12 protein-coding genes and 1 tRNA gene are annotated in these 16,837 nt (G+C 66.7%); 1 reads left to right on the top strand and 12 read right to left on the bottom strand.

Translation table 11 applies throughout. From position 1 onward, the window contains the following. The coding region (locus AC1DR1_RS15945; RefSeq protein WP_476992877.1) for a site-specific integrase at positions 1–744 on the bottom strand (744 nt) is incomplete at its 3' end. Between the two features lie 85 nt (positions 745–829). Beyond that, a tRNA-Leu gene (locus AC1DR1_RS15950) sits at positions 830–911 on the bottom strand. A 205-nt stretch (positions 912–1,116) separates the two neighbouring features. Between AC1DR1_RS15950 and AC1DR1_RS15955 the strand changes: the two genes are divergently transcribed. After that, positions 1,117–1,722 (top strand): ANTAR domain-containing response regulator, encoded by a 606-nt coding sequence (locus tag AC1DR1_RS15955; protein WP_476992878.1) that lies wholly within the window; start codon positions 1,117–1,119, stop codon positions 1,720–1,722. 104 nt (positions 1,723–1,826) lie between these two features. Here AC1DR1_RS15955 and pyk read toward each other — a convergent pair whose 3' ends face one another. From pyk to AC1DR1_RS16005, 10 genes are all read right to left on the bottom strand, one after another. Continuing rightward, positions 1,827–3,335, bottom strand: a complete 1,509-nt coding sequence (pyk, locus tag AC1DR1_RS15960) for a pyruvate kinase (protein WP_476992879.1) — start codon at positions 3,333–3,335, stop codon at positions 1,827–1,829. An 85-nt stretch (positions 3,336–3,420) separates the two neighbouring features. Then, positions 3,421–4,878, bottom strand: coding sequence for a glutamate synthase subunit beta (locus tag AC1DR1_RS15965; RefSeq protein WP_476992880.1), 1,458 nt, complete (start codon positions 4,876–4,878; stop codon positions 3,421–3,423). After that, positions 4,871–9,487 (bottom strand): glutamate synthase large subunit, encoded by a 4,617-nt coding sequence (gene gltB / locus AC1DR1_RS15970; protein ID WP_364748940.1) that lies wholly within the window; start codon positions 9,485–9,487, stop codon positions 4,871–4,873. Before gltB ends, AC1DR1_RS15965 begins: the two co-directional genes overlap by 8 nt. Before the next feature lie 265 nt (positions 9,488–9,752). Then, entirely contained in the window at positions 9,753–11,042 is a 1,290-nt protein-coding gene (gene lgt / locus AC1DR1_RS15975; protein WP_476967584.1) for a prolipoprotein diacylglyceryl transferase, read from the bottom strand. Between the two features lie 3 nt (positions 11,043–11,045). Then, positions 11,046–11,879: a tryptophan synthase subunit alpha gene (gene trpA / locus AC1DR1_RS15980; protein WP_229995245.1), complete on the bottom strand. Its 834-nt coding sequence runs from the start codon at positions 11,877–11,879 to the stop codon at positions 11,046–11,048. After that, positions 11,876–13,240 carry a tryptophan synthase subunit beta gene (gene trpB, locus AC1DR1_RS15985; RefSeq protein WP_229995246.1) on the bottom strand — a complete coding sequence of 455 codons (1,365 nt, stop codon included), beginning with the start codon at positions 13,238–13,240 and terminating at the stop codon, positions 11,876–11,878. The genes trpA and trpB overlap by 4 nt, the downstream gene beginning before the upstream one ends. 125 nt (positions 13,241–13,365) lie before the next feature. Further along, positions 13,366–14,184 (bottom strand): indole-3-glycerol phosphate synthase TrpC, encoded by an 819-nt coding sequence (trpC, locus tag AC1DR1_RS15990; protein WP_229995247.1) that lies wholly within the window; start codon positions 14,182–14,184, stop codon positions 13,366–13,368. A 2-nt stretch (positions 14,185–14,186) separates the two neighbouring features. Beyond that, positions 14,187–14,474, bottom strand: coding sequence for an HGxxPAAW family protein (locus AC1DR1_RS15995; RefSeq protein WP_229995248.1), 288 nt, complete (start codon positions 14,472–14,474; stop codon positions 14,187–14,189). A 103-nt stretch (positions 14,475–14,577) separates the two neighbouring features. After that, positions 14,578–15,258 carry a Trp biosynthesis-associated membrane protein gene (locus AC1DR1_RS16000; protein ID WP_229995249.1) on the bottom strand — a complete coding sequence of 227 codons (681 nt, stop codon included), beginning with the start codon at positions 15,256–15,258 and terminating at the stop codon, positions 14,578–14,580. Next, entirely contained in the window at positions 15,258–16,823 is a 1,566-nt protein-coding gene (locus AC1DR1_RS16005) for an anthranilate synthase component I (protein WP_364748951.1), read from the bottom strand. The genes AC1DR1_RS16000 and AC1DR1_RS16005 overlap by 1 nt, the downstream gene beginning before the upstream one ends. Positions 16,824–16,837: the final 14 nt, after the last annotated feature.

Raw genomic sequence — 16,837 nt, forward strand, 5'->3', positions numbered from 1 at the left:
GGTCTTGGTGGCTCCGATGTAGTACTGCGACTCGCCGTCCCGTTTCCAGGCCTTGTTGATCCGCACCGTGGGCGGTTTGGAGAGCAAATCGACGTCTGCCACTTTCAGGGCTGTGGCTTCCCCGAATCTGGTTCCTGTCATAACCAAGAAGTTCGTGAACGTCTTGTACCGCTCCCCCATGACTTCAAGGATCATGTTGTACTCCGAGTGCGTGAGGAACATGGCTTCGTCCTCAGCCTTGTCGATTGTGGGCAGCTGAACACCACGGCAGGGATTCCGGGGGATGTAGTGCAGCATTTCTGCAGTGTTCATGGCTGCGGAGATGAGGCCGTGGACGTTATGGATCGTCTTCGGGGACTTGCCCTTCGCCATCATCGACTTCGCCCAATGGTTCAGGTGACGATAGTCGAGTTTGTCCACGGGAAGGTGGCCAATAACGTCCCGGATATGAAGGTCCAGCATCACCTGGTAGGTCTTGATGGTTCCGCTGGACGGGCGAATCAGCAGGTCGATGTGTTCCTGGACAACCTCGGCGACGGTTGGAACCCGGGCCTGGTTGGAAAGTATGGCCTGCTGGGCAATTGCGAAGGATTGCCCGTTTGCATCCAACAAGCGCTTGAGGGTTTCGGCCTCCGCCTGAGTTGCGACTGTCAGGCCTTGATTCCTACGTGTTCCCGGGTCACGCCAGCGCACGATGAACGACTTGGAACCGTCTTTTTTCACGCGCGTGCTGATGCTGGCCACAGCAAAATGCTACGCCGCTGTACACACTTTTTGTAGTTTTGTACACATTCAGCGGCCCGAAGGCCCCTGACCTGCGGAAACACTGTGCCCGAGGTGGGACTCGAACCCACACACCTTTCGATACCGCATTTTGAGTGCGGCGCGTCTGCCAATTCCGCCACTCGGGCGCGGAGTACACCGGTGTAACAATCACTCAACCACAGTGCTGTGAGCAACGCGATCGCTTCCAGTGCGCGAAATTACTCTACATGCAGATAGGCTGAATTCCAGAATCGCGCCAGTGACGCCGCATCGAACCAAACCGGTCCAAGTACATCGGCGGACGAAACCTATGATGGTGTAGTTCCCGCCGTACCTTTCCAAGGAGTTCCCGTGTCAGAACAGACGGAGTCATCCCCCACTTCCCAGCCGGCTCGCCGCGTTGTTGTCGCCGAGGATGAGACTCTCATTCGCCTGGACATCATCGAGATCCTGCGCGGCGAAGGCTACGACGTCGTCGGCGAGGCGGACAACGGCGAGAAGGCCGTGCAGCTCGCCGAGGAACTCAAGCCCGACCTGGTCCTGATGGACGTCAAGATGCCCGTCATGGACGGCATCTCGGCCGCAGAGAAGATCGTCAAGGCCCGGATCGCCCCCGTGGTCCTCCTGACGGCCTTCAGCCAGAAAGAACTCGTGGAGCGCGCCCGCGACGCCGGCGCCATGGCGTACGTGGTCAAGYCGTTCACCCCGGCGGACCTCATCCCGGCTCTGGAGATCGCGCTCTCCCGCCACGAGGAAATCAAGGCCCTCGAGAGCGAGGTCACCGACCTGCAGGAGCAGTTCGCCACCCGCAAGCTCGTGGAGCGCGCCAAGAGCCTCCTGACCACCAAGATGGGCCTGACGGAGCCGGAAGCCTTCCGCTGGATCCAGAAGACCTCGATGGACCGCCGCCTCAGCATGCGCGAGGTCGCCGAAACCATCATCAACCAGGTCAACTAGCGCCGGGCTCGAAGCGACTCAGCACCAAGCAACACAGCCACAAAGCACCAAAAAGGGAGGATCCCCGCCAACCGGCGGGGATCCTCCCTTTTGCATTCAAGCTTTCAGAACTGGGCCTGGACCCGGTTCTTCTTCTTCTTTTCCGGCCACGGGCCGAGCTTGTCCTTGGCCACGGCGGCTTCGCCCTGGCCGCCGATGTCGGCGAGGTCGCCCACCTTGTGGACCTTCAGCAGGTTCGTCGAACCGGCCTTTCCGGGAGGCGAACCGGCGGCGATGACCACCAGGTCACCGTCCTCGACGACGTCCAGCTCCAGCAGGCTGCGGTCAACCTGGGCCGTCATCTCGTCGGTGTGGCCAACCATCGGGACCAGGACCGGCTGGATGCCCCACGTCAGTGCGAGCTGGTTCCAGACGTGCTCCACCGGGGTGAAAGCGAAGACCGGCTTGATGGGGCGCAGACGCGAGAGGCGGCGTGCCGAGTCACCGGACTGGGTGAAGGTACAGATGTACTTCGCTTCCAGCTGGTCGGCGATCTCGACGGCGGCGCGGGTGATGGCACCGCCGCGGGTCTTGGGCTTGGTGCCCAGCGGGGGAACGCGCTCCAGGCCGTGCTCTTCGGTGGATTCGATGATCCGGGCCATGACCTTGACCGTCTCGATCGGGTACTTGCCCACGCTGGTTTCGCCGGAGAGCATGACCGCGTCGGCTCCGTCGAGCACGGCGTTGGCGCAGTCGGAGGCCTCGGCGCGGGTCGGGCGCGGGTTCTCGATCATGGACTCCAGGACCTGGGTGGCCACGATGACAGGCTTGGCCCAGCGGCGTGCCAGTTCGATGGCGCGCTTCTGCACGATCGGCACTTCCTCGAGGGGAAGTTCCACGCCGAGGTCGCCTCGGGCCACCATGATGGCGTCGAAGGCGTCGATGATCTCGTGCAGCTGCTCGACGGCCTGCGGCTTCTCGATCTTGGCGATCACCGGCACGCGGCGGCCTTCCTCGTCCATGATCTCGTGCACGCGGACGATGTCAGAAGCATCCCGCACGAAGGACAGGGCAACCATGTCCACGCCGCGGCGCATGGCCCAGCGCAGATCGTCCTCGTCCTTTTCGCTCAGCGCCGGCACGTTGACAGCAACGCCGGGCAGGTTGATGCCCTTGTTGTTGGAGACCCAGCCGCCAACAATCACCTGGGCAACCACCTTGACGTCGTCGACGTCGATCGCGCGGAGGGCGACCTTGCCGTCGTCGATCAGCAGGGCATCGCCCGGGTTGACGTCCTCGGTGAGGCTCTTGAGCGTCGTGGAGCAGATGTCCTTGGTGCCGGGAACGTCCTCGGTGGTGATCGTGAACGTGTCACCGACCTCCAAAAGGTGCGGTCCGTCGACGAAGCGTCCCAGGCGGATCTTCGGGCCCTGCAGGTCGGCCATGATGGCCACGGCCTTGCCGAGCTGGCCCGCAGCCTTACGGACGTTCTCGTAGGTGTTGTCGTGCACGGAGTAATCGCCGTGGCTCATGTTCATGCGTGCCACGTCGACGCCGGCTTCCAGCACGGCAAGCGTGTTGTCAAAGCTTGCGATTGCCGGTCCGAACGTGGCCACGATTTTAGCGCGTCTCATATACCTACCCTAGTGGTCTGTTGCATGGATGAAGTTGAAGCGAGTGTGAATCCCAGAGGGCCTGTTGGATCAGTGACCTGTTTGACTACAGAACGGCCATCGCACGGTCGGTCGGCGCCACGGGTGCCGGCAGGATGGTGCTGCCCATCAGGAACTTGTCCACCGCGGCCGCGCAGGCGCGCCCTTCGGCGATGGCCCAGACGATCAGGGACTGGCCGCGACCGGCGTCGCCGGCGACGAAGATACCCTCAGTGTTGGTCATGTAGTAGCCGTCCCGGGCCACGTTGCCGCGGCCGTCGAAGTCGGCCTGGACCTGCTCCGTGATCCCGGCAGGCTCGGGGCCGGTGAAGCCCAGGGACAGGAACACGAGGTCCGCGGGGATGATCCGCTCGGTGCCGGCCTTCGGGAGGCGTTTGCCGTCGACGAATTCCGTCTCCGCCACCTTGACGCCCGTGAGTTTGCCGTTTTCCCCCACGAACTCCACGGTGGAGGCGAGGTAAGTGCGTTCGCCGCCTTCCTCGTGCGCGCTGGCGACCTCAAACAGGGTGGGGAACGTCGGCCACGGCTGGTGGCCGGCACGCTCGACGGGCGGCTGCTTGCCGATCGCGAGGGTGGTCACGGACGCGGCCTGGTGCCGGTGCGCGGTACCGAGGCAGTCGGCGCCGGTGTCGCCGCCGCCGAGGATGACGACGTGCTTGCCCGCGGCGTTGATCTGGTTCTCCACGGTCTCCCCCGCCACCACCCGGTTGGCCGGCACGAGGTAGTCCATGGCGAAGTGGACTCCCTCGAACTCGCGGYCCGGGATCGGCAGGTCGCGCGGGACGGTGGCGCCGGTGGCGATCACGACGGCGTCGTACCGTCGGCGCAGCTGCTCCCAGGTCACGTCGGTGCCGACGGCCACGCCGGTGCGGAACCGGGTGCCTTCGGCCTTCATCTGCTCCAGCCGGCGGTCCACCTGCTCTTTTTCCATCTTGAAGTCGGGGATCCCGTAGCGCAGGAGTCCGCCGATCTTGTCGTCGCGCTCGTAAACGGCCACAGTGTGGCCCACCCGGGTCAGCTGCTGGGCGACGGCGAGCCCGGCGGGGCCGGAACCGACGACGGCGACCGTCTTGCCGGTCAGTCGCGCCGGCGGCAGGGGGTTGACCCAGCCGTTCTCGAAGGCCTGGTCCACGATGGATACCTCGACCTGCTTGATGGTCACCGCGGGCTGGTTGATGCCCAGCACGCAGGACGCCTCGCAGGGGGCCGGGCACAGCCGGCCCGTGAACTCGGGGAAGTTGTTGGTGGCGTGCAGCCGTTCCATCGCTTCCTCGCCCTTGTCCCGCCAGATGAGGTCGTTCCATTCCGGAATGAGGTTGCCCAGCGGGCAGCCCTGGTGGCAGAAGGGGACACCGCAGTCCATGCAGCGGCCGGCCTGGCTCTTGAGGACACCCTTTTCCTGGGCCTCGTAGACCTCTTTCCAGTCCATGATGCGGACCGGAACGGGACGGCGGGGCTGGGTTTCGCGCTGACGTACTTTCAGAAATCCGCGTGGATCAGCCACCGGTCACCTCCAGGATTCGAGACCAAACTTCTTCGCCGTCGGGGTCCAGGCCCTCTTCGATGGCGTCAAGACGGGTTTGCAGGACTGCCGCGTAGTCGCGCGGCAGCACCTTGGTTATGCGGGCTGCAGTGTCATCGAAGTTCTCGAGGAGCCGGGCCGCGTGGAGCGATTCGGTTTCCTCGACGTGCTTGACGAGCAGCCCGTGGACGATGTCGCGGTCCTCGGCGTCGAGCTCGAGCAGCTGCAGCTCGCCGGACTCGAGGGCCTGCTTGTTGACGCGTTCGGTCTGCAGGTCCAGCACATAGGCCGTGCCACCGGACATGCCGGCACCGAAGTTGCGGCCGGTGCGGCCGATGATGAGCGTCTGGCCACCGGTCATGTACTCGCAGCCGTGGTCGCCGATGCCTTCGGCCACCGCGGTGGCGCCTGAGTTGCGGACCAGGAAGCGTTCGCCCACCTGGCCACGCAGGAACATTTCACCGCTCGTGGCGCCGTAGCCGATCACGTTGCCCGCGATCACGTTCCGCTCGGCCGGGAAAACGTTGGTGCGGTCCGGCCGGACGATGATGCGGCCGCCGGACAGTCCCTTGCCGACGTAGTCGTTGGAGTCGCCGAACATGCGCAGCGTGATGCCGGCCGGCAGGAACGCCCCGAGCGACTGGCCGGCGGTGCCATTGAGCGTGATGTCAATGGTGTCCGTGGCCAGGACGTCGGTGCTGAAGGTCTTCGTGACCACGTGGCCGAGCATTGTGCCGACCGAGCGGTCCGTGTTGATGACGTTCACGGAGATCTTCACCGGCGTGCGGTCACTGAGGGCTTCGGCCGCCATGGCGATCAGGCGCTGGTCGAAGTGCTTGTCGAGTTCGTGGTTCTGGCCGGTGAGATTGCGCAGCGGCGCGTCGTCGTCGAACTCGAGGCCGTGCAGGATCGGATCCAGGTCCAGCCCTTCGGCCTTCCAGTGGTTGATCGCGTCGCGGGAGTCGAGCATCTCGGCATGGCCGATCGCCTCCTCGATGCTGCGGAAACCCAGTTCCGCGAGGATTTCGCGGACTTCCTCGGCAAGGAATTCGAAGAAGTTCACCACGAACTCGGGCTTGCCGTTGAACCTGGAGCGCAGCTCGGGGTTCTGCGTCGCGACGCCGACCGGGCAGGTGTCCAGGTGGCAGACACGCATCATGATGCAGCCGGAGACCACCAGCGGAGCGGTGGCGAAACCGAACTCCTCGCCGCCGAGCAGCGCGGCGATCACGACGTCGCGGCCGGTCTTGAGCTGGCCATCCACCTGCACCACCACACGGTCGCGCAGGCCATTGAGCATGAGCGTCTGCTGGGTCTCAGCGAGGCCGAGTTCCCACGGGACACCGGCGTGCTTGAGCGAGTTCAGCGGCGAGGCGCCGGTACCGCCGTCGTGTCCGGAAACCAGCACGACGTCGGCCTTCGCCTTGGTGACGCCGGCCGCCACGGTGCCGATCCCGACCTCGGAGACGAGCTTGACGTGCACCCGCGCCGACGGGTTGGCGCGCTTGGCGTCGTAGATCAGCTGCGCGAGGTCCTCGATCGAGTAGATGTCGTGGTGCGGGGGCGGCGAAATGAGGCCGACGCCGGGTGTGGAGTGCCGCGTGCGGGCCACCCAGGGGTAGACCTTCTGCGCCATCAGCTGGCCGCCTTCGCCGGGCTTGGCACCCTGCGCCATCTTGATCTGGATGTCGTCCGCGTTGGACAGGTACAGGCTGGTGACGCCAAAGCGGCCGGAGGCGATCTGCTTGACCGCGGAACGGCGTGCGGGATCGAGCAGGCGGTCCACGTCCTCGCCGCCTTCACCGGTGTTGGACTTGCCGCCCAGCCGGTTCATGGCGATCGCGAGGGTCTCGTGGGCTTCCTTGGAGATGGAACCGTAGCTCATGGCACCGGTGGAGAACCGCTTGACGATGCTCGAAACCGCTTCCACTTCCTCAAGCGGCACCGCGGGACGAAGACCGGCCTTGAACTTCAGCAGTCCGCGCAGGGTCATGAGGTTCTCGGACTGGTCGTCCACGCCGCGGGTGTAGGCCTTGAAGATGTCGTAGCGGCGTTCACGCGTCGCGTGCTGCAGCCGGAAGACGGTCTCCGGGTTGAACAGGTGGGGTTCGCCGTCGCGGCGCCACTGGTATTCGCCGCCGCCGAGCAGGGGCTGGTGCGGCAGTTCGATGCCGTTCTCGGGGTAGGCCATGCGGTGCCGTGCCAGGACTTCGGCAGCAATGACATCGAGGCCGACGCCGCCGAGCTGGGAATGCGTGCCGGAGAAGTACTCGTCCACCAGGTCCTGGCCGAGGCCGAGGGCTTCGAAGGTCTGGGCACCGGTGTAGGAGGCCACGGTGGAGATGCCCATCTTGGACATGATCTTCAGGACGCCCTTGCCGAGGCCCTTGATCAGGTTGTAGACGCCGTCCTGCGGGGTGACCCCCACGACGTCGCCGGAGGCGATGAGCTGTTCCACGGATTCCATGGCCAGGTACGGGTTCACGGCGGAGGCGCCGTAGCCGATGAGGACGGCGACGTGGTGCGTCTCGCGGACGTCGCCGGCCTCCACCACGAGGGCGGTCTTGGTGCGGTTGGCGCTGCGCAGCAGGTGGTGGTGAACGGCGCTGACGAGCAGCAGGGACGGGATGGGCGCCCACTGGGCGTTCGAGTCGCGGTCCGAGAGCACCACGTACTGGACGCCGCGGTTGATGGCGCCGGAGACCTGCTCGCAGATTTCGGTGAGCCGGGCGCGGAGGGCGTTCTCGCCACCTTCCGGGCGGTACAGTCCGCGGACTTTCATGGCGACCTTGCCGCCGTCGGCACTCTCGATGTTCGCGATCTTGGCGAGCTGGTCGTTGTTGATCACGGGGAACGGCAGCGAGACCTGCGGCTGGCGGACCTGCTTGGTGTCCAGCAGGTTGCCGTTCGGGCCGATCGCGCACGTCAGGGACGTGACGAGTTCTTCACGGATGGCGTCCAGCGGCGGGTTGGTGACCTGTGCGAAGGACTGCACGAAGTAGTCAAAGAGCAGCCGCGGGCGCTTGGACAGCACGGCCACCGGAGTGTCGGAGCCCATTGCGCCGAGAGGTTCTGCGCCCGTGCGGGCCATCGGGCCCAGCAGGATTTTCAGTTCCTCGGTGGTGTAGCCGAAGGTCCGCTGGCGGATGTTGACCGAGGCGGCGGTGTGCACGACGTGCTCGCGCTCGGGCAGGTGGTTGAGGTCGATCAGGTTGTCCTTGACCCATTCGGCCCAGGGGTTCGCGGCGGCGACCTCGGCCTTGACCTCGGCGTCGTCGATGATCCGGCCGGCCCCGGTGTCCACCAGGAACATCTTGCCCGGTGAGACGCGGCCCTTCTTGACCACCTTGGAGGGTTCGACGTCGATCACGCCGACCTCGGAGGCGAAGATGATGAGGCCGTCCTCGGTGATCCAGTACCGGCCCGGGCGCAGCCCGTTGCGGTCCAGCGTGGCGCCGACCAGGTTGCCGTCCGTGAAGGAGACGGCCGCCGGGCCGTCCCACGGCTCCATGAGCATCGAATGGTACTCGTAGAAGGCGCGGCGGGCCGGATCCATGGTGGCGTGGTTTTCCCACGCCTCCGGGATCATCATCATGATCGAGTGCGTGATGGGCCGGCCGGAGAGCCAGAGCAGTTCCGCCACCTCATCGAACGAAGCCGAGTCCGAGGCGCCCGGGGTGCAGATCGGGTACAGCTCTTCGGGTGAGTCCCCCAGCAGCGGGCTGGACAGTTGCGACTGCCGTGCCCGCATCCAGTTGCGGTTGCCCTTGACCGTGTTGATCTCGCCGTTGTGCGCGATGGTGCGGAACGGCTGGGCCAGGGGCCAGGACGGGAACGTGTTGGTCGAGAAGCGCGAGTGGACGATCGCGAGCTTGGTCTTGAAGCGCTTATCCGAAAGGTCCGGGTAGAACGGTTCCAGCTGCGCGGTGGTGAGCATGCCCTTGTAGACGATGGTCCGGGAGGACAGCGACGGGAAGTACACGCCGAACTTGTTCTGGGCGCGCTTGCGGATCCGCCAGGCGCGGGAATCGAGCTCGTTGCGCTCGAGGGTTTCCCCGGTGCTGGAAGCGAAGAAGGGCTGCGAGAAGTGCGGCATGCAGGCCCGGGCCATGGCCCCGACTAGGTCGGCCACGATCGGGACTTCGCGCCAGCCAAGGACGGTCAGGCCCTCGTCCGCGGCGAGGCCTTCGATGCCGGACCGGGCGGCGTCCGATTCGCGCTGCTCGGCCGGCAGAAAGGCGGTTCCCACGACGTACTGTCCGGGGGCCGGAAGTTCGAAGTCCGTGACCGCGCGGAAGAATTCGTCCGGCACCTGCATGAGGAGGCCGGCGCCGTCGCCGGTACCTTCATCGGCGCCCACGGCACCGCGGTGCTCGAGGTTGCGCAGGGCGGTCAGGGCGGCGTCGACGATGTCATAGCCAGGCTCGCCGCGGAGCGTGGCGATGATGGCCAGGCCGCAGGCGTCCTTTTCGTTCTCCGGGTTGTAGAGTCCGGCGGCTGCCGGAATCGCCGCGAACCGGCTGAAGGGTGACGCGGCAGCCGGGGTCGGGTCCGGATCGGACCAGCTGGGGCTGTGAAGAGTTTGGGTCATTGGAGACGTCCTTCCTCCTGATCGTGCGTATGGGAGGGACAACATTGGCCCCACTCGGAACGCCGGTGTGTGACGGGCGCAACAGAGTGTTTTCTAACTGGAATTGTAGGCCAGCCCGGCCTCCTGTACTAACAGTTACGCAGGTGCTGGCCCGGGCTTGCAAGGACAGCGTCTATCTGCTGTCCGCAGCAAGCCCTCTTGCCACGACGCTGTGGAGTCGGGTCTTGCGAGCGGTGGCTCCGCAACCCGAGCTGCCGGTGCTGAGCTACTTGGTGCCCTCAGCCTCCGGCGCGGTTCCAGATCCCTGGCGGCCGGATACTACTCCGGCTGCCGGAGCTCCGTTGGCGGGCGCGGTGCCGCCGGTGGAGTCCTTGTCCGCATCCTCGGATGCGCGAACTGGTCCGCTTTGATTATTCCGGAGATTAGCACGGGATTCACTATCTGAGACAGCAGAGTCCGCATGGCGGACAACTGTTGCCTCCGCGGGAACGGTGGTGCGGTCCCCCTCGGCGGCGTCATTGGCCCGGGCGTTGGCCCCGGAGACGGCGGCCGGTCCGGCAGCGCCCGCCGCGCCGGTGGTGCGGTCGGCGTCGGCCGCTTCAGTGTCCGTCTTTGACTCTGCCGACTTAGACTCCAACGGCTTGCTCTCCGCCGGTTCGCGGCCCGGGAGGAACGGGGTGTCCGGCTCGGAGGGCTTGCGCAGGCCCAGGATGATGAAGGCGAGCAGGGCTCCGGCAAAGACAATGATGCTGGTCCAGACGTTGAGCCTGGTGGTGAGCCCGAAGAGGGTGATCTGCTCGGCGTCGTCGATCCGCATGGCCTCGATCCAGACGCGGCCAAGGGTGTAGTACATGGCGTAGACGCAGAAGAGCCGGCCACGGCGGAAGTTGAATTTCCGGTCCAGGGCCAGCAGGATCAGCACGCCGGCCAGGTTCCACAACGACTCGTAGAGGAACGTCGGGTGGAAAAGCGTCTCTGCCGGCATGCCAGCCGGGAAGTTCGGGTTGTTGGGATCGATCTGCAGCCCCCACGGAAGCGTGGTGGGGCCGCCGAAGAGCTCCTGGTTGAAGTAGTTGCCCCACCGGCCAATCGCCTGGGCCAGCAATAGCCCGGGGGCCGCCGCGTCCATGAAGGCGCTCAGCTTCACCCCGGCACGCCGGCACCCGATCCAGGCGCCCACGGCACCCAGCAGGACGGCGCCCCAAATGCCCAGGCCGCCGCGCTGGATCTGCGGAATCAAGGACAGATCGCCCGTGCCATCGAATCCGGGACCAAAGTAGGCATCCGGCGAGGAGAACACGTGGTAAAGCCGTCCGCCGATGATGCCGAACGGGATGGCCCAGATGGCGATGTCCCAGACGCTGCCCTCGGGTGCGCCGCGGCGCGCCCAGCGGACGGAGGTGAGCCACAGGCCGGCAATGATGCCGGCGAGGATGCACAGGGCGTAGGCGTGGATGCGCAGGGCCCCCCACGGCAGCGGGATGTCGAATCCGGACCAGCTGGGGCTCGGAATGCTCGCGGGAATCATCGCCGCCGCGTGGAGGACTGACTGCATTGCTTACGCTTCTTCCCTGGTAAGGCCGGTGCTGAGGTCTTTCGTCAAGGACGCTACCGCATCCACGCCGCCGTCCCGGATAGCCGCGACGAGGGCGGTGCCCACAATCACGCCGTCCGCATACTCGGCGATCTCGCGGACGTGGCCTGCGTTGGAGACGCCGAGGCCCACGCAGACGCGTTCGGCGCCCGCGGCGTGCGCGGCGGCGACTACGTTCCTGGCCGCCGAGCTGACCGAGGTCCGGGCGCCGGTGACGCCCATGATGGAGACGGCGTACACGAAGCCGCGGCTCGCATCGACAGTGCGTTTCATGCGTTCCGGGGAAGACGAGGGAGCCACGAGGAACACCCGGTCCAGTCCGTACTTGTCGGAGGCGGCCATCCATTCGGCGGCCTCGTCCGGGATGAGGTCGGGGGTGATCAGCCCGGCTCCCCCGGCCTCGGCCAGGCGGCGGGAGAACTCGTCCACGCCCATCCGGACTACGGGGTTCCAGTAGGTCATGACCAGCACGGCGGCGTCGGTCTTGCTCGTGATGCCGCGGACGACGTCGAAGACCTCCCGGACGTGGAAGCCCTTCGCGAGGGCCTCAGTCGTGGCCGCCTGGATGACCTGGCCGTCCATGACCGGGTCGGAGTACGGGATGCCGATCTCGATGAGGTCGGCGCCGTTCTCGGCCAGGGCGATGCCGGCGGCGATGGTGTCTTCAACGCTCGGGTAGCCGGCCGGCAGGTAGCCGATCAGGGCCGCCCTTCCCTGGGCGCGGGCGCGGTCAATGGCCGCCGCCGACTTGCTGGCGTGCTGCGCGGCGTTCTGGTTGCCGTCCTGGCTGGTGCTCACAGCTGTTCCCCCTCTTTGGCGATTACTGCTTCAGGTGAGTCCTTGTCCAGCAGGTCGAACCATTCCGCGGCGGTGGCCACGTCCTTGTCGCCGCGGCCGGAGAGGTTCACGATCACAATCTTGTCGGCCGCGCCTGTTGCGTTGCCTGTGGCCGCGTCCGCGGCGAGCCGCTGCCCCACTTTGATGGCGCCGGCGAGGGCGTGGGCGGACTCGATGGCGGGGATGATGCCCTCGGTGCGGCACAGGAGCCGGAAGGCCTCCATGGCTTCGCTGTCCGTGATGGGCTCGTAGCTGACCCGGCCGATGTCGGCGAGGTAGGAGTGCTCGGGGCCGACCCCGGGGTAGTCCAGGCCCGCCGAGATGGAGTGCGACTCGATGGTCTGGCCGTCGTCGTCCTGCATCAGGTAGGAACGCGCGCCGTGCAGCACACCGGGTTTGCCGAGCGTAATGGTTGCCGCGTGGCGTCCGGTTTCGACGCCTTCGCCGCCGGCCTCGAAGCCGTAGATCTTGACCGACGGGTCATCGAGGAAGCCGTGGAAGATGCCGATCGCGTTGGAGCCGCCGCCGATGCAGGCACAGACGGCGTCCGGAAGCCGGCCCGTCTGATCCAGGATCTGGGCCCGGGCTTCCTCGCCGATCACTTCGTGGAAGTAGCGGACCATGGCCGGGAACGGGTGTGCGCCGGCGGCAGTGCCCAGCAGGTAATGCGTGTTGCCCACGTTCGCAACCCAGTCGCGCAGGGCCTCGTTGATGGCGTCCTTGAGCGTCTGGGATCCGTTGGTCACCGGGATGACCGTGGCGCCGAGGAGCTCCATCCGGGCCACGTTGAGGGACTGTCTGCGGCAATCCTCGGCACCCATGTAGACCACGCATTCCAGGCCCAGCAGGGCTGCCGCCGTGGCGCTGGCAACACCGTGCTGGCCGGCACCGGTTTCGGCGATGACGCGGGTCTTGCCCATCCGCTTGGCGAGCAGCGCCTGGCCCAGGACGTTGTTGATCTTGTGCGAGCCGGTGTGGTTGAGGTCTTCGCGCTTCAGGAAGATCCGAACCCCGCCGGCGTGCTCGGCGAAGCGCTTGGCCTCGGTCAGCAGGGACGGGCGGCCCGAGTAGTTCTTGTTCAGGTCGGCGATCTGGGCTGTGAACTCCGGATCGGCCTTGGCCTTCTCGAAGGTGTCCTCGAGCTCGTCCAGGGCCGCGATGAGCGACTCGGGCATCCAGCGGCCGCCGTAGTTCCCGAAGTATGGCCCCGGGGCGTGCCGCAGGGACGGTTCGCCCTGCGCGGGATGCTCCTGGGGGCGTTCGCCCTGCAGGAACGCGTCCACGGCACTTTCGTCAGAGCCGGCTGCTGGCGCATCGACCATCAGTCTCACCATCCTGTTCCACTGCTAGCTTTGCGGATCTGCAGACGAGATCCGCTCATTGTCCGGGCAAATGGCGGGCCCGGTACCGCTTACGGTCCGGACGGAGGCGCCAGGACCGGCCGGCCTCAGGCGCGGGCGGCGATTGCCGTTGCGCCGGCAGCCATGAACTCGGCGATCCGCTTGCGGGGCGTCGCGTCACTGACCAGCGCCTCGCCGACCAGGACCGCGTTGGCGCCGCGGGCCGCGTAGTGTTTGACGTCCTCAACGTTGCGCACACCGGATTCGGCGACCACGAGGGCGCCGGCGGGAATGCTGCCGGCCAGCTCCGCGAAGACGGAACGGTCGACGTCGAGCGTCTTGAGGTTGCGCACGTTGACGCCGATGATCCGGGCCTCCGCGGCCACCGCACGCTCGATTTCCCCGGCGGTATGCGTCTCCACCAGCACGTTCATGCCGAGCTCGCGGCTGAGGGCCGTAAATTCGCGCAACTGGGCGTCCGAGAGCGAAGCCACGATCAGCAGGATCAGGTCGGCACCGTGGGCACGGGCCTCCCAGATCTGGTACTCGTCAACCATGAAGTCCTTGCGCAGCAGCGGAATGTCCACTGCGGCCCGTACGGCGTCGAGGTCGGCGAGGGAGCCGCCGAAGCGGCGCTCCTCGGTCAGGACGCTGATCACGGCGGCCCCGCCGTCGGCGTACTGCGCGGCGAGGGACGCGGGATCGGCGATGTCCGCCAGCCGGCCCTTGGACGGGCTGCGGCGCTTAACTTCGGCGATGACCTTGAGCTGGTCCCGGGTGCTGGAGGTGCCGCCCAGGGCGGCCCAGGCGTCACGGGCGGGCGCCGCCGCGGCGGCGCGCTCCTTCAGTTCCGCGAGCGTGACCAGACGCTGGCGCGCCTGCATATCCTCCCTGACACCGGCATTGATGTCGTCGAGAACGCTCACGCTCAGTGGCCGGAGTTCTTCAGCTTGCTGCCGCCGACGCCGTAGCCGGCCTTGCGCATGGCCCAGCCGGCGAGCAGCCCGATCACCATGATCGCCGCACCCGCGACAAAGATCGGCGTGTTGGCGATGACGAAGGCGATGGACGCAATGAGGGCGCCGACCAGCATCACGATCACGCAAGTCCACGCGGCCGGGCTGTTGCCGTGACCCGGTGCTTCGCTGTGGTCGACGTCGTCGTAGACGCCCTTCGGCGCAGCGGACGTGGATGCGGAAACAGTGGCTTTGCTCATTGAAATCTCCTCAGGATGAATACTGCTTACATTCTGCCATTTTTTGGCTGTGTGTTTTGGCCGCGTTGCTAGTCGCGTCGCTGGCCGCGCCCGCGGCATCGGCTCAGGTGGGGTCGTCGCCGCGGGACAACCGGTCCCAGCTGTCGATCTCGTCCGCGGGGGCGGCCGCGGCAGTACCACCAACTGCAGTCCCGCCGGCGGCGGGCCCGGCGGCTGCCGCGTCATATTTGGTGCGGCTCTTCCAGTAACGGCCGGCCGGCACGATCGCCAAGGCGCTGAGTCCCAACAGGGCCCCGGCGACGACGGCGAGAACGGGGAACACTGTTACGTCCACCTGCACACTGCTGCCACTGATCCCGGTGGCGGCCGCGATTGATCCCTGCGCCGCGGACAGAGGGTCCGCCAGCACGACCGCTGCCGCGGCGACGATACCCGCGGCCGCGAGGAGGATGATCGCCGTGATGACCCAGCGGGCCACGCGGCCAGCGATGGAGGCCGCCAGGCCGCCGGCCAGGGCAACAAGCGCCAGGGCCGTCACAGTGGTCGCGGCCTTGCTGCCCTGGACCTGCAGGCCGTCCTGGCTGGCCACGGCCGCGCCGAGCTGCGTGGGGTCAAGGTGCACTGTGAGCCAGGTCTGGGTGGTGGTCCCGAACACAGCCAGCGCCAGGGCAGCGATCACCAGGACCAGGGTGGACTTGCGGGCCCAGCCGGGAACGGCGGGCAGCGTGGTGGTTTTCACGGTGTTCTTGGCGGTGTCCTTGGCAGAGGCGTGCGGCTGCTCCATCAGTTGTCCGCCCCGGCGTCGGGCACCGTGTCGGCGGTGATGTTGTGCAGCGAAGTGGCGGTGTGCACGGCGCGGAGCGGGGCGGCGGCCTTGTTCACGGTTTCCTGGGCCTCGGTGGGGTTGACGGAATCGGCCACGATCCCGCCGCCGGCCTGGACGTAGGCGCGTCCTTCCCGGAGCAGGGCCGAGCGGATCGCGATCGCCATGTCCATGTCCCCGGCGAAGTCCAGGTAACCCACCACGCCACCGTAGATACCGCGCCGGTGCGGTTCAAGTTCGTCCAGGAGGCGCAGGGCCCGCGGCTTAGGGGCACCGGAGAGGGTGCCGGCCGGGAACGTGGCCTTGAGAACGTCATAGGCCTTGGCGGCCGGGGCCAGCTCGCCCACCACCGTGGACACCAGGTGCATGATGTGGCTGAAGCGTTCCACTTCCATGAATTGCGTGACGTCGACAGATCCTGCGACGCAGACCTTGGAGAGGTCGTTGCGGGACAGATCGACCAGCATCAGATGCTCGGCGCGTTCCTTCTCGTCTGCCAGCAGTTCCTCGGCCAGGGCCTTGTCCGCCTCCACCGTCTTGCCGCGCGGCCGTGAGCCGGCGATGGGGTGGGTGATGACCTCATCCCCCGTCACGGTGACCAGGGCCTCCGGCGAGGAGCCGACGATCGTGTACTCGCGGCCAGCGGCGTCCTCGAAGCTGAAGAGGTACATGTAGGGGCTGGGGTTGGTGTTCCGCAGGACCCGGTAGACGTCGAGGGGGTCGGCGCCGCACTCCATTTCGAAGCGGCGGGAGATCACCACCTGGAAGACCTCGCCGTCCACGATCGCCTCCTTGCCGCGGTCCAGGGCGGCCAGGTACTCGGATTCGTCCCAGCGTTCCTGCACGCTCGACGCGAAATCCAGGGCGGCTGTTTCGAGTACGGAGACAGGCTGCTCCACGGGACGGCTGATCTTTTCCAGCAGGGCTTTGACGCGGGCGACGGCGTCGTACCAGGCGTCGTCGACGCGTTCGGTGCTGTTGTCGAAGTTGATGGCGTTGGCGATCAGCAGGACGGTGCCGTCCATGTTGTCGTGGACCGCCATGTCCGTGACGAGGTTGAGGGCCATTTCCGGCAGCTGGAGGTCGTCCTCCGGCGGGCTGGTCAGTTTCTCCCAGTGCCGGACGGTTTCCCAGCCCAGGAATCCGACCAGGCCGGACGTGAACGGCGGGAGGCCGTCGAAGCGCTCGGTGCGCAGCGCTGCGACGGTGTCGCGGATGGCGTCCACCGGGTTGCCGTCCAGCGGCACACCGACCGGGGGCTCGCCCAGCCAGTGCGCGTTGCCGTCCTTGGTGGTCAGGGTGGCCCGGGAGCGGGAGCCGATGAAGGAATAGCGGGACCAGGCGCCGCCGACCGCCGCCGATTCCATCAGGAACGTCCCGGGCTGGCCCTGGGCGAGCTTGCGGTAGAGCCCGATCGGGGTTTCGGCGTCAGCCAGCACCTTGAGCCGGACAGGGATGACGCGGCTGTGGCCTGCGAGTTCGCGGAACTCTTCGAGGCCGGGGCTGATGATTCCAAGGTCCTGCATGGCTGTGCTTTCCG

This window comes from Arthrobacter sp. P4_F10, from assembly GCF_056401435.1.

Excerpts from the sequence above, each read along its gene's own strand:
- AC1DR1_RS16000 (WP_229995249.1), bottom strand. The coding sequence starts at position 15,258 with ATGGAGCAGCCGCACGCCTCTGCCAAGGACACCGCCAAGAACACCGTG.
- AC1DR1_RS15995 (WP_229995248.1), bottom strand. The coding sequence starts at position 14,474 with ATGAGCAAAGCCACTGTTTCCGCATCCACGTCCGCTGCGCCGAAGGGC.
- trpB (WP_229995246.1), bottom strand. The coding sequence starts at position 13,240 with ATGGTCGATGCGCCAGCAGCCGGCTCTGACGAAAGTGCCGTGGACGCG.
- lgt (WP_476967584.1), bottom strand. The coding sequence starts at position 11,042 with ATGCAGTCAGTCCTCCACGCGGCGGCGATGATTCCCGCGAGCATTCCG.
- AC1DR1_RS16005 (WP_364748951.1), bottom strand. The coding sequence starts at position 16,823 with ATGCAGGACCTTGGAATCATCAGCCCCGGCCTCGAAGAGTTCCGCGAA.
- gltB (WP_364748940.1), bottom strand. The coding sequence starts at position 9,487 with ATGACCCAAACTCTTCACAGCCCCAGCTGGTCCGATCCGGACCCGACC.
- pyk (WP_476992879.1), bottom strand. The coding sequence starts at position 3,335 with ATGAGACGCGCTAAAATCGTGGCCACGTTCGGACCGGCAATCGCAAGC.